A 20621-nucleotide genomic window follows, 5' to 3' on the forward strand; every position below is an offset into this window, starting at 1 on the left:
AAAATAAAAACAAGTAGTTGAATGTGTTTCTAAGGTTATAGAACTTTTTATAGAAAATAATCGAGGGTAATTTGTTTTAATATTCAGGTATTGGGTTGTTGATTTTAGAAATAAATGAAAGGAGTTATTTCAATAAGCTGGAAGTATTTTAAAAGTTGAGATTTATAATAAAGCCAACGAATTTATTAACCATTAAATTAATTAATTTATGAAGTAAGACTGTATTTAAAAAGTGAAATACATCAAAAAAAATCGGAAAATAGTACCAGTATTTCCCGATTTAGTAATGTGTTTCAAACGACGTATCGAAATTAAATCATTTAAAAACTGACCAAAATTATGAAAAAAATTTTACTTTATCTGGCCGTTCTATTTGCGTCATTGCAAATGTTTTCACAAACAGTAACTATTACTGAATCAGCCGGATGGTTAGAGTCTGCTTATGTAAAATGGCAGCCTGTTTCCGGGGCGCAAAGTTATAATGTGTATTATAGCGGTAACGGTATTACAAATCAAAAAATAGATAACCAGCTAATTCGAAGTTATGGTACTTATTTTCGTGCCGATGTTTTAGGACTGGCTGCCGGGAATTATACTGTTTCGGTGAAAGCTGTGATTGCGGGAGTGGAAGGAGATGCTGCAACTACACAAAGTCTTACCGTTTTAGCGCATGACCGTAATGGTTTTGCGTTTCAGGGAGGACGCATACCAGGTGGATATAATATGGACGGGACACCAAAGTCTAATGCGGTAATCATATATGTTACCGAGAACACAAAAAACACAGTTTCCTTAACAGTTACAGGGGCAACAACAAATCCTTGTATAGGTTTGCAAAATATTTTATTTGGGTTTAAAAAAGGATTAGATAATCGCCCTTTGATTGTTCGTTTAATCGGTAATATTACTGATATGAGTGTTATGGACGGTGGAGATATTGTTATTGAGAATAAAAATAACGCATCAGGTTCTATTACATTTGAAGGTGTAGGGAATGATGCTGTTTGTAATGGTTGGGGAGTAAGATTGAAGTATGCCTCTAATGTTGAAATTCGAAATCTCGCTACTATGAATGTCAACAGTACAGCAGGTGATGATTTTGGAATGCAACAGGATAATGATCATATCTGGGTACATAATAATGAGATGTTCTATGGTAATGCAGGTAGTGATGCGGATCAGATAAAAGGTGATGGTGCATTAGATAATAAAGGTTCAACTTATTGTACGTTCTCATACAATCACTTTTGGGATAGTGGGAAATGTAGTCTTTTAGGCTTGAGTGAAAATACAACTGTGGGTTTGTATGTGACTTATCATCATAACTGGTTTGATCATTCTGATTCACGTCACCCTCGTGTACGTTTTTATTCAGCTCACATTTATAATAATTATTATGATGGGGTTTCAAAGTATGGTGCTGGTTCCACAAGTGGCTCTTCTTTGTTTGTAGAAAATAATTATTTCCGTAATTCTAAACGTCCTATGATGATTTCTATGCAGGGAACAGATGTTTGGAGTAGCTCTAAACAAGCCAATGATCCGGGAAATGTTGGGACTTTTTCAGGTGAAGACGGAGGAATCATCAAAGCTTTTAATAATACTTTTGATGCAGATATTGCTACTAATGAAATGCGTTTTGTAGCCTATGGTGATCCTAATCCGTTGTATAATATTTCAGGAAAAATTAGTTCTACGATAGATTTTGATGCTTATTTAGCAACTACCAGAGGAGAGCAGATTCCTAATACTGTAAAATCGTATGCGGGAGCAAACGTCTATAATAACTTTGATACTGATGTAGCATTATATGTGAAAAATTTAGTTCCGGATTCTCCTGAAGTGGCTAAATCAAAAGTTATGCAATACTCAGGACGTACAGGAGGTGGTGATTTGAAATGGACTTTTAGTAATAATGTTGATGATACTTCCTCTTCTGTAATTACTGCATTAAAAACGGCTATTACTAATTATACCAGTAGTTTAGTAGCGGTACAAGGAGAAACAGTAGTTTCCAGTCAAACTTTAACATCGACTTCTAATACGAATCAAACAGTTAACTCTGGTTCAGCAATTGCAAATATTGTATATACCTGGGGAGGAGATGCAACTGATGCTACGGTAACAGGATTGCCTGCATCGGGAATTACTTTTGTAAAAGATGCGACTGCTAAAACTATCACTATTTCCGGTACGCCTACGGCTAATGTGTCTTATTCTATTGCAACTACAGGTACAGTTGGAAATCCGGCAACAGGATCTGGAACGATTACGGTATCGACTCCCGGAACTACAACAGGTGGTGAGGTGCATAACTTTACAACTTCAGGGAAAACGAGTTCTTTTTATACTATTACAGGAAATATGAACTCTACTGATGGTTCTCAAACTTATGATGGTTTGACTTTGACGGCTCGTTTAAAAATGGAAAGTGCTACTGTAATTAGTTATACAACAACGGCAACTTCAACTTTGACCTTAGTTTTTGATAGTTCATTTTCAGGAAAGGTTAAACTTAACAATGTGTCTTATACGGCGGTTGCAGGTGTGGTGGTGATTCCTTCGGTAGCTGCAGGAACGAATACGATTCTTAAAGGAGATACAGCAAATTTATTTTATATAAAAACGGTATATGATACTCCTGCGTTAATAACTCCATCAATTTCTAATTTTACTATTGCTGATAAAGTTGTAGGCGATGCTGCTTTTGCATTAACAGCTCCTACATCTAATAGTGATGGGACTTTTACTTATACAAGCAGTAATACAGCGGTTGCTACGGTAAGTGGAAATATGGTAACTATTGTAGGGGAAGGAACAACTACTATTACGGCTAATCAGGCTGCTACTTCAATTTATGCTGCGGGAAGTATTTCAGCGACATTAAAAGTTTTGCCAGAGCAAGTAGCAAGTTCTGTTGTCTATGATTTTAGGGATGGAGTAATTATTGCTGCGGGTAAAAGTACTGATAATGTTGTTACTTTGAGTGGGGGAAGTTATAAGCTACATGGTGCCACCTATGGTCTTAATATGAAGGTTGGTGGACAAATTGATATTGCAGTAACCGGAAGTTGTACAGTTCGGTTTTTAGGGTCACAATATTCTTCATTGCAAATGGAGGGTACCGCTTCGGTAGCAGGTGATTTAGGGACTATAGCCACTAAAGTTGTTGTTGATCGTGTGGATACTTATGAGTTTAAGTATATTGGTGGAGCAAGAACATTGCGTTTTAAATTGGTGGCTCCGGGGACTGATTTATATTTGCCATCGCTAGAAATTATACCGGATAATACCGATGTTGTTAAAGCTGATGTTTGGGATTTTGGTGCGCAACAGCTGGACGATGTTTTATATAATAACAAATTAGATGTTGCAACTATTAATTCATGGTATCCTGTTGGTTATGTGGTGGGTACGGCTAGTACAACGTATGTGATGCCTACTTCGTTTACTGCTGGGGATTTGTCTTGGGTTGGAGGTTCCAATGATCGTCTTAGATCCAGTAACACAGCACTTACTCGATATGATAGTAATGTAGGCTCTGGTGCTGCAGCCGGATATACAGGAAGAATTTATGTAAATGGTTCGGCTCAGGCTGGTCGTTATTTAAGTTTTAATCTTAAAGAAAATGATGAGTTAACAGTTGTTGCTAACACTGACGCAGCGGGTAGATTAAATTTTGTATATCTTACTGATGCTAATGTACAATCGGATCTTGTAGAAACAACAACTACAACTAAAGAATATAAATTTGTAGCTAAACAAACAGGAGTTTATAAAATTTATGATCAGGTAAATAAACCAAGTTATTATCGTATTATTCGAAAACCGGCAACTTTAGTAGCGGTTTCCGGGTCTATTGATGTAACTAACGCAGCAGATATTTCTTCAGGATATACAGTTGATTTTACTAATGCAGCAGGGAAAATCTGGAATGCTGTTGTGGCTAATGGGAAGTATAATGTAACATTGCCAGCGGGATATACTTATACATTAAGTGTAGGTAATGCCAATGGATATTTAATTACTAGTGGAGATAGTTTTGAGGTTGCTGTGGGTTCAAACCAACATAATATTACAATTTCAAAAGTTACATTGTTTACAGTAACTGGAAATGTTACAGGTTTAGGAACAACTATTTCTAATCTTAGTTTGAAGTATACTTCTGATCCAGCAGCTAATAAAACCTATGTTCCGGTAGCTGTTGTTAATGCTGTTACAGGGCAGTACTCAGTAAAATTAGAATCGGGTGTAGGATATACTGTTTCAGGTGTTGGAGTTAATGAATATGAAATTTTAGCTAATTCAGTTACTGTTTCGTCAAACACTACTGTCGATGTCGCTTTTACTCTAAAACCGAAGTACAAAGTTACTATCACAGCTCCTTCTTTGGATGCAACTCAATTGACTAAATTAGGATTGAAATTCTCCAATATTAATGAGGCTGGAATAACTTATACTTTTACGGATATTAATAATGTCAATTTACGTAAAGGAACTTATTCCGTTAGCGCTTTAGGATTGGATGAATATCCGGTAGAGTTAGCAATGACATCTAATCTTGTAGTTTCAAATGCAGCAGTTTCAAAAGAACTAACATTTAAAACTGTTACTAATTGGTCTTTTGATGATAAAGTAATTGCTAATGGAACAACTAGTTACAAAGGAATGTTGTTTACTGGTGCTGTTGCTAACGAAATTGCCAAAGGTCATCTAAATGCTGGGACGGGTTCTACAATTAGTGTCCCTGTAAATCCAAATCAAAAAATAACGGTTACTTATTATTATGCAGCTAATTTTTCTATACAAGGAGGTGCAGCCGTTACAACTAGTAGTAATAGTACAGGTCTTTTTGAAAAGGTTGATTATGTTTATACAGGAACTAGTCCGGGGAATGTTCTTATTGCTGTGAATGGAACAAGTTATTTTACGGATATTAATGTCGATCTAATTGTACCTTATACTTCTGTGATTACTGTTGGAATCGACAAAGATTATCAAACGATTAATGGTGCTTTGAAAGCCATTTCTAAAATGGTTCGTACAGCTGAGCAAAGAGTAACTGTGGTAATCGATCCGGGTAACTACGAAGAAATGATTGTGGTCAATAGTCCTAATGTTACCTTTAAGAATGCTGCGGCTAAACCAAGTATTGCTTTGAAAAACAAAGGTGTGGATATTGATGCTAATGCAGTTCGTATTACTTCTTATTATGGTTATGGCTATAGTTATTACAGTCAGGGTAATGACAATAAATGGAATGCTGATGTTTTAGCAGTGAACAAAGCGAATAATAGTTATACCTATGAGAATGTTAGTGGAACTACCAATGGTTCTTATTGGAATGCTACAGCTGTAATTGCTGCTAATGGTTTTGAGGCCAATGATATTATTTTCGAAAATTCATTCAATCAATACATTTCTAAAAAAGAATCTCAAGATAAAGTAGTGATGTGGACTGTAGGTAATAAAGGTCAGCGACCAACAGATTACGGAAATACAGCGGTTCAAAACAGAAGTTTTGTTGAAAGAGCTGCGGCTATTGGTATTCCAAATGGTGTTGATAAGACTGTTTTGAAAAACTGTAGAGTAGTAGGTCGTCAGGATTCTTTTTACGGAGGCGTAGGTTCCAGAGTAGTGGTTTACAAAGGAGCGGTAATGGGAGCTGTAGATTATATCTTTGGAGGAATGATAGGAGTGTTTTATAAAACCGATTTTGTAATGAATGTGAGTGATGTTGCCGGAGATGCTTCTTATTTAACAGCTCCTCAGCAAAGTTCCGGTAGAGGTTTCTTATTGTATGAATGTAAAGTTACTTCGGCAGTGCCGGGAGTTGAAACCGCTTCAGCCTTTAGAGCTAAGCCGGGTTATTTTGGACGTCCATGGTCGGCTAATACAAGTGAGGTGGTTTTGTATAAAACTAAAATTGAAACTTCTAATTTCACTGGTTCAGAAGGTTTGTCTTTAATAGCACCTGCAGGATGGACAAGTTCATTAGGAGGTACATCTGATAATATTTATGAGTTTGGAACAATAGAAGATTCAGGTGTTGATAATTCAGCTAATCGTGTAAGTTGGTCTAAGATGCTTACAACTCCTAAGTTGGCTGATGGTACTGATATCACAACCTTTAATTTTACAAAAGGAACGGATGGATGGGATCCAATTCCTAACTTGGAAACAATTGTAACATTACCATTGGATAATTTCGAGGTATTAGTTAATAGTGCTACTTGTAATGGGGCAAATAATGGAGCTATAACAGTTTCTTCTAAAGAAAATACATTAATTTATGATGTTAAAATCAATGGTAATAATTATGTTTTAAATTCTGAAAATGAATACACAAAAACATTGAGTAATCTGTCGGCAGGAGTATATGAAATTTGTTTTTCAACTACAAGTATTCCGGGTTACAAACAATGTTATGAGGTAAAAATTGAAGAGCCTGAAAAAATAGTGGTTAGTTCTTTTGTTTCTAAAAATTCAAATACTGTGAGACTTTCGATGCAAGGTGCCAGCCAATACAAAGTAACATTAAATGGTGTTGAAGAGCTGGTTACAGGAACTAATTATACGGCTGCTCTAAAAACAGGAACCAATACCATTTCAGTAAGTACTGATTTAGAGTGTCAGGGTGCTTTTAATGAAACGATATTTTTGTCAGAAGGGATTCAGTATTTTCCAAATCCAACTTCGGGAGTTGTTCAGATTTATTTAGCAGGAGTGGATAATGAAGTGAATGTTGCTGTTTTTGATTTGGCAGGAAATCTGATTTCAAAATATGTAAAATCAATTGCGACTAATAGAAATTTCCAATTAGAATTGTCTTCTTATATGGATGGAATGTATTTGATTCAATTAGAAGGAAAAACGATAAGCAAAACATTTAAAATTATAAAAAAATGAGAAAACCATTAATTTATTTTGTTCTTTCATTGGTTATTTTTACTACTGCTTGCAGTAATGATGATAATGAAAAAAATACTCCCGAATTAGGAGAATTGTTCTTGGCGAGTCCTTTGGATAATTCTACCTGCGAAGGGACTTCTGTTTCCGGTACCAAATGCGAAGTTACTTTGGCTTGGGAACCTACAGCTGATACCGATAGTTATACGTTGACAATAACTAATCTTGAGACAAACAAAGTGGTTTTGATTAAGAATAATATTGAAACGACTTCGTATAAAGTGACTTTGGACAAAGATGTTCCTTTTTCATGGAAAGTGTCTTCTACAGATGATTTGTCTAAGGAATTCAATAATCTTAGCAAAGTATGGAAATTTTATGCCTCTGCTGGTGAAAGTGTGGCTAATTATGCACCTTTTCCGGCTGATTTAATTGCACCAATTCAAGATAAAATGGTAACGGCCGTTGATGGTAAAATTACCTTAAAATGGGCTGGATCTGATACGGATAGTAGTGGCTTAAAATATACTATTTATCTTGATAAGGTAGATGGAAAACAAACTCCTCTATCGGGATTGACTAATATATCAGATACACAAATTAGTGTTTCAGTAACCAGTGGAGTGTATTATTGGAGAGTAAAAACGTCTGATGCTAATAGCAGTTCGTTTTCTCAAATAGTACAATTTACGGTGAACTAGACGTTCGATACAGTTATCTAAATTATATATAGCCTGGAAGTTTTTTCCGGGCTATTTTTTTGCAATTAAATAATGCCATTTGGAAATATAAAATGGTCTTATTGTCAGTTCGAGCGCAGTCGAGAACCGTTATTGAATCTCGACTGTACTCGATTGGACAAAAAATAATTAGATTTCTCCATATTTCTAAATGGTGTATAAGATGCGAATTGAGATTGTTTTTTTGTCGTTTCGGATAGCTTGTTTTATGTAAGTTGTTAGTATGTAGTTTTTTACTTGTTTTTGGGTAAAATTCATTTTTTATGCTTAACTTTTACATCGTGTTAAATTTTAATCCTAAAAAAAAATAATTAGTAAAATTGTCACCCTAAAAAACTTTTTTGCTAACATAACATTAACACACAAGATAAATACAATGGATTCCAGCACAAATTTGATAAATATCCTAAAGGAAACAGTTACTAATGGAAGTGTAGATGCTTCTAAAATTGCCTTGTTGCCTCAGGAAGAGCAAGACTTAATAAAAGAACTCCAGGCTAATGGCATGCTCGAAGAAGCATTGTTGTATATGGAATCGATAGATACCCAAAAATCATGGGAAGAATTAAAAGAGAAAATTGAACTTAGAAAAAAGCCCATTGTAATTAATTGGAGAACTGTTTTTCAATATGCAGCAGTTTTTGTGTGTTTATTGGGCTTGGTTTATGTTTTTCAAAATAATACAAATAATTCAGATGAAATTGTAATTCCTGATGATGCCATTCAATTAGTATTGGAAAATGGAGATATTCAGATTTTAAGCCCAAATGGTGATCAGCAAATAATCAAGAAAAATGGAGAGGTAGTAGCTTCTCAAAAAGAGAATCAAATTAGTTATGCTTCTGATGATTCAATGGATAAATTGGTTTACAATCAAATCAAGATTCCTTACGGAAAAACTTTTGTAATTACTCTGTCTGATGGTACAGTGGTCAATATGAATGCAGGTTCTTCTTTGAAATATCCGGTGCAATTTATAAAAGGGCACAATCGTGAAGTGGTGCTGGAGGGAGAAGCTTTTTTTGAGGTAACAAAAGATAAAAAACATCCTTTTATTGTAAAAACAAGAGGGGTTGATGTGAAGGTTTTAGGAACAAAATTCAATGTGAGTTCTTATAAAGAAGAGGCTGATATTAATACCGTTTTGGTTGAAGGATCGGTTAGTTTATCAAGTGTGGTAGCACCAAATGAAAAGGAAATGCTTGTTCCGGGTGAAAAAGGAACCTGGAATATTCAAAAAAACGGAATAGCAGTTGAAAAAGTAGATACCCGAATTTATACCGAGTGGATGACAGGAGAGCTTGTTTTTAGAAAGGCAACTTTTAGAGAAATCATCATAAGATTAGAACGTACCTATAATGTTACAATAGAGAATAATAAAAAAGAACTTTTAGACAGAAAATTCAATGCCAGTTTTAATAAAAATATTGAAAGTATTGATAAGGTCTTGCAAACAATGAGTGAAATTCAAAATTTTACCTATAAAAAAGAGGGTAAACTCATAAAAATAAACTAACTAATTTACTAACAAACTAAAACGCCAATTAATGAAATAAGAGTGTAATTTTTTTAAGGAAAGAAGAAACTCATTTAAAAAAAAATCGGAAAATAGTACCAGTATTTCCCGATTTAGTAATGTGTTTCAAACGACGTATCGAAATTAAAATCATTTAAAACCCATCCAAAATTATGAAAAAAATAATTAAAGGGAAATGGCTCAGTCCGTATTTGCCTAAAATTAGTCTAAAGATGAAACTAACCACGCTATTATTGATACTTTCTTTGGTCAGAATCCAGGCAAGTACCTATTCGCAAAATACAAAGTTGACATTAAATGTGAATAATACTTCTGTTGAGCAGCTGTTCAATAAAATCGAGTCCGTTTCAGAATATCGATTTTTATTTGAAAGCAGTTTGATTGATTTAGACAGAAAGGTTTCTGTTAATGTTGAGAACAAAAAAATAGTTGAAATATTAGACAAAGTTTTTAAAGGAACGGATGTTTCTTATACCATAAACGACCGACAGATATTATTAGTCAGAAAAAAAGAAGCAGCTCCATTAGTAACTAATGCGGTGAAAGCTCTGGATGTTCAGGAAGTAAAAGTTTCAGGAGTAGTCAAAGATGCTCAGGGAATGCCAATTCCGGGTGTTAATATCTTAGAAAAAGATACTAAAAACAGTACTCAAACTGATTTTGACGGGAAATTCACTATTCGTGTAAAAGGATCATCCAGTGTGTTGGTTTTTTCATTCATTGGATTCGAGACCTTATCAAAAGCAGTAGGACAAAACAGCAATTTGAATATTGTTTTAAAGGACGAAAATTCTACCTTAAACGAAGTGGTGGTTATTGGTTATGGAACTGCTAAAAAAGGAGATTTAACAGGTTCTGTTGCTTCAATTGGAGGAGAAGATTTGAAAAAAACTAATATGAATAATGTGGCTGAGAGTTTGACAGGACGTGTAGCAGGGGTTCAGGTAACTTCTTCTGAAGGTTCTCCGGATGCTGCCATCAATATTCGAATTAGAGGAGGAGGTTCTTTAACTCAGGATGCGTCTCCATTAATCATTGTAGATGGTTTTCCAATAGCCAATTTAAATGATATTGCTCCATCGGATATTGAAACGATAACGGTTTTAAAAGATGCTTCTTCTACTGCAATTTACGGTTCCAGAGGAGCTAATGGAGTTATTCTTGTAACTACTAAAAAAGGAAAAGACGGTAAAATTTCTACAACATTTAATTCTTTTTACGGATTTAAAAAGATTGCTAACACTATTGGTGTTTTAAATCCTGAAGAATATGCAAGATTGCAATACGAATATGTGAATCGTTTTAAAGAAGACGACAGTTCGTATCAACAATATTTTGGACAATGGTCTGATCGTGATCTTTATACAGGAATGAAAGGTAATAATTGGCAAAAACAGGTTTATGGTCGTCTGGGAGAAACCAGAAGCCGAGATTTAGGTATTAGAGGTGGGACCGATAAAGTGAACTTCAATTTTAATTATGCCCATATTGATGAAAAAACCATTATGATCGGTTCTGAATACAAAAGAAACAATTTATCTCTGGCTGTAAAAAACAAAGCTACTGATAAAATTGATTTGTCTTTCACGGTGCGTTATTCGGATACAGAAATTAAAGGTGGAGGAACTAATGAGCAAAATGCTAAATCTGTTTCGGCCGATGCCCGTTTACGTAATAGTGTGGCTTATGCACCAATTCCTTTAGAAGGTTTGACTTCCGATAATACAGATGAGGCCGATGCCAGCTTTTTAGTACATCCTTTTGTAGCAGCAGCTGATAATGACCGTCTGCAATTAAGAAAAAACTTCAATGTTTTAGGAGGAATATCGTATAAAATTTTGCCGGGTCTTCAATTGGGTTCTGATTTAGGTCTGGATAATTACTATAATCAGGATTATCGTTTTTATGGACGTTCAACTTTTTATGTAAGAAATCAGGTAGCGGCAGAAAATCAAGGGAAACCAGCCTTAGCTTTGTTAGACAGAAAGAATGTTACATTTAGAATTGCTAATACAGCTAATTATGATTTCAAGAAAATATTAGGAGAAGATCATAGCTTAAAATTACTGGCAGGTCAGGAATTAATAAAAATAAATAGTACTGAATTAACCAGTGAAATTCATGCCTTCCCTTTGTTTTTTGATTTTCAAAGTGCCAAAAATCTTTCTTCTCAGGGAGATGCACAATTTACACAAACTACTTATGCTCCTGAGGATAAATTACTATCTTTTTTTGGACGTGTAAATTACGACTACAAAAACCGTTATTTATTTACAGCAACCTATCGTGCAGATGGGTCCAGTAAGTTTTTAGGAAAAAACCGTTGGGGTTATTTCCCGTCAGCTGCTGTGGCATGGAAACTTTCTGAAGAAGATTTCATGAAAAATGTTTCCTGGTTAAAATTATTGAAACTAAGAGCCAGTTATGGTCAGGCAGGGAATAACAATATTCCAACAGGTCAAACCAGTTTGTTGTTTAATCCTAATGTTACAACATGGGTTGAAGGGGTTAGCAGTTTTTGGGCTCCATCAAAAACAATGCCTAATCCGGATTTAAAATGGGAGACAACCATAACTCAAAACTTCGGTTTGGATTATGAGTTGTTTAACGGAAAAGTGAGTGGAAGTGTTGAAGCCTATAAAAATATCACCAGAGATTTGTTGATTAATTTCAATGTTCCGGGTAGTGGATACGATACACAGTACCGAAATATGGGAGAGACTCAAAATACCGGTATTGAGGCTTCGTTGAATCTTAATATTATTAATAAACCGAATTATGGTTTAAGTCTTTCTATGAACTTTGGGATGAATAAAAACCGAATCAATTCATTAGGAGTAATGAATGATTTCTTTTGGTCAACAAACTGGGCATCTACCGCATTTGCAGATGATTATGCTGTAAGAGTTGGACAGCCATTAGGAATAATGCAAGGATATAAAAGTGATGGACGTTATGAAGTGTCTGATTTTGATTACAATGGAACCAGTTATACTTTAAAAGCAGGAGTTCCTAATACTACACTCCTGGGTACACTTGCTCCTGGGGTAATGAAATTAAAGGATATTAATGGGGATGAAGTAGTTGATGCAAAAGATTTAACGATAATAGGTAATGCTAATCCAAAGCACACAGGAGGTTTTGTGTTAAATGCTAACGCTTATGGTTTTGACTTATCGGCAGCTTTTAATTATAGCTTTGGTAATGATGTTTATAATGCCAATAAAATCGAGTATAGTACAGCAACTGAAAATACACAGTATAGAAATTTAAGTACTTTGATGGCTTCTGATAATAGATGGACTAATTTGAATGCAGCGGGAGAAATTGTTACTGATCCGGCCGAATTAGAAGCCTTGAATGCTAATACTACTTTGTGGTCTCCATTCATGAGAAATTATGTGTTCAGTGATTGGGCAGTAGAAGATGGTTCTTTCTTACGTCTAAATACCCTTTCATTAGGATATACCATACCGGCAGATGCACTTTCTAAATATGGTATTGCCAAATTAAGATTTTATGCAACGGCTAATAATGTATTTGTTATCACTAAATATTCAGGTTTAGATCCGGAGGTTTCTACAATCAGAAGAACACCTCTTACGCCAGGAGTGGATTTTGCCCCATTCCCAAGAAGCAGACAAGTTTCTTTAGGTTTAAATCTTAATTTTTAATTTTTAAAAAATGAAAAAAGTACTTTTATATATATCAATAATTACAGTTGGCTTTTTAAGTTCATGTAATTCAGATGATTTTTTAGATGCTCCCGCAAAATCAACTTTAGATGAGTCGGTTATCTTTTCTAATGCAGGTTTGGCTAAAGGAGCTGTAGACGGAATTAAAGTTCCATTTGGAGAAACGAACTCTTACCGTGGACGTTTTTTACCATGGTACGGTTTGAATACGGATGTGGAGTGGTTTAACACTTCTCAAACCATAAATGCCAATTCAGAATTGTGTAATTACAACACAAAATGGGATAATACCAATATGAATACGACTAACAATGCCTGGGCTATGATGTATTCAGGTATTGAACGTGCTAATATTTGTATCCGTGGTTTGCGTACCTATGGGAATCCGCAACCGGGAACTGAATTGGGTTATCTTTTAGGAGAATCTTTGGCGTTGAGAGCGGTATATTATGCTGATTTGTTAAAAGCCTGGGGAGATATTCCTGCACGTTTTGAGCCGATAACTTCCGCAACAATATATATCCCTAAATCAAGTCGTGATGTGATTTATAAACAACTTATTCAGGACTTAGGAGAGGCTGCTGATTTAGTGCCCTGGCCTAATGGAAGTGCAGCTACTTCCAGTGTACACCGAATTAATAAAGCTTTTGTGAAAGCATTACGCGCCCGTTTAGCAATGGCAGCCAGCGGATTGCAGCAATATCCTGATGGAATAAGAAGAAGTAATGATGCAGATCTTACGGTTGACAAAATGTACAAACTGGCTTTGGATGAATGTAGAGATGTAATCAACAGTGGTACGGCACGTTTAGAAACTTCTTTTGAAACCTTATGGAGAAAATACAATCAGGAAGATGTAACTGCCGGAGGCGAATCATTATGGCAAATTCCTTTTGCTGATGGTCGTGGACGTATGTTGTTTACTTTTGCAGTTCGTCATAATAGTATTGATCAATTTCAGGCAAATGGTAATAATAGAGGAGGAGCTGCAGGACCATTACCTTTTGTATTCTATGACTACAATCAGGCCGATACCCGTAGAGATGTGACCTGTGTGCCTTATAAATATGGTACAGCGGTTAGTGGTGTTTCTAAGCAGGAATTGAATGATTTGGATACCTGGTATTTTGGAAAATACCGTTACGAATGGATGTCTCGTTATGTTACTTCAACTAATGATGATGGAGTAGATAAATTGTATATGCGTTATGCCGAAGTGCTTTTAATAGCTGCCGAAGCGGCTAACGAATTAGAAGGGCCTTCAGCTGCTGCTCCCTATTTAAAAGAAATTAGAAAAAGAGCTTTCCCATCGGCATCACATGCAACCATGGTAGATGCTTATGTAAATGCTTTGGCGTCTAAAGAGGCGATGTTTAATGCTATTGTGGATGAACATAAATTTGAGTTCACCGGAGAAATGGAGCGTAAACAAGCTTTAATTCGTTGGAATTTATTGAAAACAAAATTAGACGAAGCTAAGGTGAAAATGACAAACCTTCAGGCTCGTACTGGCGAATATGCCGATGTACCTTCAACTTTATATTTTAAAACCGCAGCTGATAATGTTTCATTGGAAATTTACGGATTAAACCGTGGAGAAACTACCAATCCCGGTGTAGGATATACTGCAAAAAGCTGGCTTAAGTTAGAGCCACTTAAAATCAGTACACTATATGATGCTACTATTAATCCGGATACAAGACAATTCTGGCCTATTTGGCAAGTCTTTATTACTGGTAGTAACAAACAATTAGTAAATGATTACGGATACGGAAATGAAAATTAAAGCTGGTTTTGCTATTCGAAAAAATATTTATGTTGTATAATGTTAATAAATTTTGGGTAGCAGGATTCATTAAATAAAAAATTATGAAAAAATTTATAGTTAAAATATTTTTAGCTTCCTTATTTGTTGTAGGGACTCTAATGAGTTGTACAGGTTACAATGAAGACGTAATCGATATGCTGGAGGTTAACAGAGCTTTTGCTCCTGTAGAACTTACTGCAACAATCAGAACACAAACTACAGTTGAGTTAAACTGGACTCCACGAGATAATGTAGATCATTATGTAGTTGAATTTAGTGCCGATGATCCCAATTTTACTACTATTGCGAAAAGTTTAGAAGTGAGTGCTTCCGAATTGCCTTTGAGAGTACAAATGGAAGGGGAAACAGTCTATTCTATCAGGGTAAAAGCCATTGTAAATGGATTAGAAGATTCTAAGTGGACGACTGTTACTGCTACTACACTTACCGAGCAAATCTTTTTAAGTATCATCGATGGTGATATTGCATCTAAAGAAGCAACGTTAAGATGGGTTGCTGGTAGTAATGTAACATCAATTGTATTAACTCCAGGAAATATTACACATACTATTACAGCTACAGAAAAAGCTAACGGTATTGCTACGGTAACAGGTTTGAGTCCGGAAACATCTTATCAGGCGGTTTTATATAATGGAACAAAGAAAAGAGGTGTTGTTACTTTTACGACTGGTATTGATATAGGAGATGGTATTTTGGTAAAAAGTACCGATGATTTATTAGTTGTTATTGCAAATGCTGATTCAGGAGCAAAATTATTTTTAGAGCCTGGTGAATACAAATCATTTGGGACAGATGGAATAACTCCAAGTACTGATATCGTATTGGCGAAATCAATTACTATTAGCGGAATTCCTGGGAAAACTAAACCTGTTTTACGCTATAAAGTGACGGTTAATGCTGGAACTAGTAATGTTTCCTTATTGGATTTGGAATTAGATGGTAGGGTATATAATACTACTAGTGGTTTACTTGAAAACATTACCAATGCAAGTGTTATTTCTGTGACGGGAGCAAGTTCAAATTATGGTGATTTTATAATTAGTGGTTGTAACATTCACGATTATACCCGTGCTTTAATTAGTGCAAATGCAAGTGCCGCCAGAGTTAATTCTTTTACGGTTGAAAATAGCATTGTTACCAATGTTAATACTAACATAGGTGCTGATTTTATTGATTTCAGAAATACGTATGTAGCTAATGTTACTCTTAAAAACAGTACTTTTAATAAATGCTCGGCTTCAAGAGATTTTGTGCGTATAGATGCTGCAACAGGTTTGTCAGGTACAGGTTTGACTAGCAATGTTTTAATTGATGCTTGTACGATTCATAATAGCACTATGTTGGCTACAAACAGAATTTTATATGTTCGTTTTTTAAATAATGTGTTGACAGTTCGTAAAACGTTGTTTGCCAATACAGCTGCTATTTATTCCAATCAAGCAAATACATCCAATCCTACTTTCACAGACAATAATTATTTTAATTCTCCGAACTTTAAAGATGCTACGATAACTAATAATAAAGTTGATGCATCAGGAACTACTTTAGACCCAGGATTTACAAATGCTGCTTCTGGAGATTTTACCATTAGCAATCAAACTTTAAAAGATAGACTAGTTGGTGATCCTCGTTGGATTAAATAATCTTTAATATTTTAAATTCAATAAAGAGGTGTGCTATTAGCATGCCTCTTTAGTTATAATGTGTTTTGAATTAACAATAGAATTTTTTTCTAAAATAAGATAATCAATTATGAAATATATACTAATCCTGTTCTTTGTTTGGAATCTTTCGTCCTGTTCAAAAGATGATATAGAAAAAGAAGTACAAGTAAAAACTATTACAATTAATGGGGATAATTCATTAACCAGCACACCTAAACAATTAACAGTGAATGTACTTCCTGCTGATGCGACAAACAAGGAAGTAAGCTGGAGTGTTTCGGATCCATCAACAGCTGTAATTACCGAAACCGGACTTTTGACAGGCCTAAAAAACGGAACGGTAAAAGTTACTGCCACAGCCAAAGACGGTTCTGGTAGCTATGGAGATAAAACCTACACTGTTTCAGGAATAACATCACCTGCCGTATTGATACAAAGTATTGCTATTACAGCTGCTGCAATTACTAACGGTCAGCCATTGCAATTGACCGCTCAAATTGCTCCTGCAAATGCGACTACTAAAACGCTCAGCTGGACTACTTCAAGTCAGGCAATAGCAACTATTAGTGCCGATGGTTTGTTAACTCCCAGACTTAATGGTACAATTACTGTAACAGCTACAGCTACTGATGGAAGCGGAAAAAGTACCCAACTTCAAATAACTATTTCAGGAGTCACCACCGTGTATCTAACTACAGTGCGAGGCGAAAGTATCTTGTTGTGGCAAAGAAATAATGGAGGATGGGGGAAAACCATTGCTGATTTAAATGATTATAATGTAGCACCTACAACTCAAGAAAAAACAGCTGCATTGGCCACAAAAAACAATACTGATACTACTATAGACAACGGGCATGTGGTAACCGAATTACGATGGTTACTAGCCGATTACAAAACAACTCAGAATCCTAATTATTTAGCAGCTGCCGAAAAAGCGATTGATTGGCTGTTTTTAGCCCAATATGCTAATGGAGGTTGGCCACAATATTATCCGGATAAAAGTGGGTACAGACATCAAATTACCTATAATGATAATGCTATTGCGAATGTGATGAACCTGATGTGGGATATTATAAAAGGCAAAAATAATTTAGAACTGGTAAATCCAACATACAAAGACAAAGCAACTACCGCTTTCAATAAAGGTATCGATATTATATTACAAACTCAAATAACATATAAAGGCAAAAAAACAGTTTGGTGTGCGCAACATGATGAGGTGACTTTGCTACCTGCTTTAGCCAGATCTTATGAGTTACCTTCTTTTAGCGGTTCGGAATCAGTTGGTATTGTACGTGTTTTAATGCTGGTAGAACAACCATCAGCAGCGGTAAAACAGGCTGTAAAAGATGCCATTGACTGGTTTAATGGAGCTAAGATTATCGGAATTGCTACACAAAAAATTACCGATGCTTCTCAGCCTACAGGGCAGGATGTTATTGTGGTTTCATCTCCTGGAAATGTAATATGGGCAAGATTTTATGATTTAACGAACAATTTACCAATGTTTTGTGGTCGTGACGGAATCCCAAAAACAACTTTAGCCGAAATTGAGAATGAAAGAAGAGTTAATTATTCCTGGTATGGCAATTGGCCCAATGCCTTGATTGGTTCAGAATATACCAATTGGAAAGCTAAACATGGTTTGTAATTATTGATTAATTTTGATTGCAATTTATTCACTTCGTAAATTGTGATTTTTTCAATTTAATAATTAATAAAAAGGACAAATGGCAAATGTAATATTGCAGCATAAAATCAAAAAGATATCATTTTTATTCTTTTTTATGATTGGTATTCAGTGCGCAAACGCCCAATACCTTAAAGGTTTAACTCAAGTAAGAGATACTTCTTTTGCGACAGCGAGCGCTTTCAAAAAGACATTGAAATACCATCCTAATACTACGATGGTTCCCGAAATGAATTTTGAAAATATAAAGCAAAAAAACAATGTTGTTTATTGTAGTTACGGAAAACGCAAAATGAAATTGGACGTTTTCGTTGATAAGAATATCAAGAAAAAACAAACAGCCATCATTATCATTCACGGCGGTGGATGGCGTTCAGGCAGCAGAGAACAGCACCATCCGATGGCGCAAAAATTAGCGAGTTTGGGTTATGTTTGTTTCACTCCTGAATACCGACTTTCTACAGAAGCACTTTTTCCAGCGGCTATTTATGATGTGAAAGCCGCTATTCGTTGGGTTCGAAAAAATGCCAATCAATACAATGTAGATCCGAATCAAATTGTGGCATTGGGATTTTCGGCTGGTGGAGAAATGGCGGCATTTATGGGGACAACCGGGAATATGCCACTTTTTGAAGGAGTGGTGACCAATTCTAATTCGCAATCTCAGGTCAATGCAGTGGTTGATATTGATGGTACTTTATCCTTTGTACATTCAGAAGGAGGCGAAGGCGATGATAGCAAAAATATCTCTGCAGCAACCTATTGGTTTGGTTATTCGAAAAAAGACAATCCAAAGCTTTGGGAGGCTGCTTCGCCTTTGAGTTATGTAAGTGCGAGTACGCCGCCAACATTATTTATTAATAGTTCAGTAGCCCGAATGCACGCCGGACGCGATGATTACAGAAAGGTTTTAGATAAAAACGGAATCTATTCAGAAGTGCATGAATTCGAAAATTCGCCTCATTCTTTTTGTTTGTTTAATCCTTGGTTTGAACCTACTATTCAATATATTGATAGTTTCCTGACTAAAGTTTTTAAGAAATAAAAAGTAAATTTTATAAAATAACAAAGCCTCAAAATTATTTTTGAGGCTTTGTTATTTTAGTTTGCACGGGCGGAGGGATTCGAACCCCCATCAACGGTTTTGGAGACCGCTATTCTACCCTTGAACTACGCCCGTAGAAAACAAGAGCTAACTGCCTTGAGGGCGCAAATATACTTTTATTTAGAGAAAAAACGAACAGCAGCAGCAAGTATAAACAATAAATTTTGTTACTGTTTTCTAATGAAATGGTTAGGAGACGATTACACGGAAATCTTTTTTTATTTCTGGATGTTTTTTTTTATTAACCTCCTGTAACCTGGCGATGTGACGGATTAAGGAAGCCTAATATTCCAAATACAAAATCAACTTCCCATTAAGCCTATTGCCCAAATCCGTTGTAGTGGCTGTTAGTGGCTGGCTTTCTCGTTTAAATTATTGTCGTTTTTTAACGATTTATACATATCTGAATTAAAAAAGTCTTTTTCATTTTTTAGTATTTCTTCAACAATTTTTTTTTCTTGTTCTGCACTAATCTTTGGACCGTCATCTATCATTTTAATTCTATTGTATAAAAAACCTCCAAAATAGTTATCTTGGATTGATTGAGGAAGAGTTAATTTGCTTGGAGAAAAGCTAACTCTTAGATTATTTCCAGTTGTTGGTTTTCCCTTGACTATACTCCACATTATAAACCTTAAAAATTTAACGTAAACTGCTACTGTAGAATAATCGTTGTTAACTACTATTGTTGCATCAATCATTCTTGACAAATAAATGTCAGAACTTTTTAAATTTGAAACTGAATTGCTTATTCTATCTGTTAGAAAAATATTAAGATTATCAAAATTTTTCGGGTGTTTATTATTTGCTAAAAATTCTTTCCATTCGTCCGCTGTTTCATTTAGAAATTTAAGTTCTGGAACGTTTGATGTTGGATGTTCTAATTGGTCTAACAATACTCTCCAAAAAACAGAAACCATAAAATAAGACAAATCTTCGTTGTAATGAAACAGTTGCTTATTATTTTCTAAGTATGGAAAGAATATATTATTAGCAAACCATCTTTCTCTTTTACTGAATTCTTGTTCAGCCTTTTCACTTAAAAGAAATTTTGTAATTCCGTCTTGAACTCGTTTATTTGGATTTTCATGACCACGAAGAAACCTACCACCAGTTTTTTTCATATAATCGAATGCAAATTTTGGAATGAGATGACTCTTTTTTAATTCACATTCAATATCGTAAAGCTTGCATTTTCCTATCATAAGAATTAAGGTTCTTGAGCGTTTTAAGCTTGCCACTAACTTGTGTATAGGCGAAATAAACCTTCGTATATACACCTAAAAATGGGTAGATTGGCGAAGATTTGTTTCGCTTTATGTATTTTGAAATGTATTAATTTTTTCTTACAAATCTTCAAATGGATTTTTTTATTGGGTGTTTTTCTTATTAAGGATGTATGTGTTTATTTATTTGCTTTTTTAATGCACGTGTCAACCCCATACATACTCCA

9 protein-coding genes and 1 tRNA gene are annotated in these 20621 nt (G+C 35.1%); 8 read left to right on the top strand and 2 right to left on the bottom strand.

Annotated features, from left to right (window positions below):
* The first annotated feature begins 339 nt into the window (after nt 1-339).
* The 8 genes from BIW12_RS16345 (at nt 340) to BIW12_RS10240 (ending at nt 19108) form a co-directional block, all read left to right on the top strand.
* A complete protein-coding gene (locus tag BIW12_RS16345) occupies nt 340-6909 on the top strand; it encodes a pectate lyase family protein (protein WP_157499541.1) in 6570 nt (2189 codons plus the stop codon).
* On the top strand, nt 6906-7610 hold the full coding sequence (locus BIW12_RS10210; protein ID WP_071185027.1) for a hypothetical protein: 705 nt from the start codon (nt 6906-6908) through the stop codon (nt 7608-7610). The genes BIW12_RS16345 and BIW12_RS10210 overlap by 4 nt, the downstream gene beginning before the upstream one ends.
* A gap of 415 nt (nt 7611-8025) precedes the next feature.
* Nucleotides 8026-9165: a FecR family protein gene (locus BIW12_RS10215; RefSeq protein ID WP_071185028.1), complete on the top strand. Its 1140-nt coding sequence runs from the start codon at nt 8026-8028 to the stop codon at nt 9163-9165.
* Between the two features lie 173 nt (nt 9166-9338).
* On the top strand, nt 9339-12860 hold the full coding sequence (locus BIW12_RS10220) for a TonB-dependent receptor (protein WP_083382095.1): 3522 nt from the start codon (nt 9339-9341) through the stop codon (nt 12858-12860).
* 10 nt (nt 12861-12870) lie between these two features.
* Nucleotides 12871-14667 (top strand): RagB/SusD family nutrient uptake outer membrane protein, encoded by a 1797-nt coding sequence (locus tag BIW12_RS10225; protein WP_071185029.1) that lies wholly within the window; start codon nt 12871-12873, stop codon nt 14665-14667.
* A gap of 83 nt (nt 14668-14750) precedes the next feature.
* Nucleotides 14751-16352 (top strand): DUF5123 domain-containing protein, encoded by a 1602-nt coding sequence (locus BIW12_RS10230; RefSeq protein ID WP_157499542.1) that lies wholly within the window; start codon nt 14751-14753, stop codon nt 16350-16352.
* A gap of 109 nt (nt 16353-16461) precedes the next feature.
* Nucleotides 16462-18024, top strand: coding sequence for a pectate lyase (pelA, locus tag BIW12_RS16180; protein ID WP_083382096.1), 1563 nt, complete (start codon nt 16462-16464; stop codon nt 18022-18024).
* Between the two features lie 79 nt (nt 18025-18103).
* Entirely contained in the window at nt 18104-19108 is a 1005-nt protein-coding gene (locus BIW12_RS10240; protein ID WP_232227074.1) for an alpha/beta hydrolase, read from the top strand.
* Between the two features lie 64 nt (nt 19109-19172).
* Here BIW12_RS10240 and BIW12_RS10245 read toward each other — a convergent pair.
* Nucleotides 19173-19243, bottom strand: a tRNA-Trp gene (locus BIW12_RS10245).
* Nucleotides 19244-19515: 272 nt separating this feature from the next.
* Complete coding sequence (locus tag BIW12_RS10250) at nt 19516-20373, bottom strand: hypothetical protein (RefSeq protein ID WP_071185031.1); 858 nt, start codon at nt 20371-20373, stop codon at nt 19516-19518.
* Nucleotides 20374-20621 lie beyond the last annotated feature (248 nt).

The organism is Flavobacterium commune (assembly GCF_001857965.1).
Taxonomy (GTDB): Bacteria; Bacteroidota; Bacteroidia; order Flavobacteriales; family Flavobacteriaceae; genus Flavobacterium; species Flavobacterium commune.

Coding starts and splice junctions, on each gene's coding strand:
- BIW12_RS16345 (WP_157499541.1), top strand. CDS start 340: ATGAAAAAAATTTTACTTTATCTGGCCGTTCTATTTGCGTCATTGCAA.
- BIW12_RS10210 (WP_071185027.1), top strand. CDS start 6,906: ATGAGAAAACCATTAATTTATTTTGTTCTTTCATTGGTTATTTTTACT.
- BIW12_RS10215 (WP_071185028.1), top strand. CDS start 8,026: ATGGATTCCAGCACAAATTTGATAAATATCCTAAAGGAAACAGTTACT.
- BIW12_RS10220 (WP_083382095.1), top strand. CDS start 9,339: ATGAAAAAAATAATTAAAGGGAAATGGCTCAGTCCGTATTTGCCTAAA.
- BIW12_RS10225 (WP_071185029.1), top strand. CDS start 12,871: ATGAAAAAAGTACTTTTATATATATCAATAATTACAGTTGGCTTTTTA.
- BIW12_RS10230 (WP_157499542.1), top strand. CDS start 14,751: ATGAAAAAATTTATAGTTAAAATATTTTTAGCTTCCTTATTTGTTGTA.
- pelA (WP_083382096.1), top strand. CDS start 16,462: ATGAAATATATACTAATCCTGTTCTTTGTTTGGAATCTTTCGTCCTGT.
- BIW12_RS10240 (WP_232227074.1), top strand. CDS start 18,104: ATGGCAAATGTAATATTGCAGCATAAAATCAAAAAGATATCATTTTTA.
- BIW12_RS10250 (WP_071185031.1), bottom strand. CDS start 20,373: ATGATAGGAAAATGCAAGCTTTACGATATTGAATGTGAATTAAAAAAG.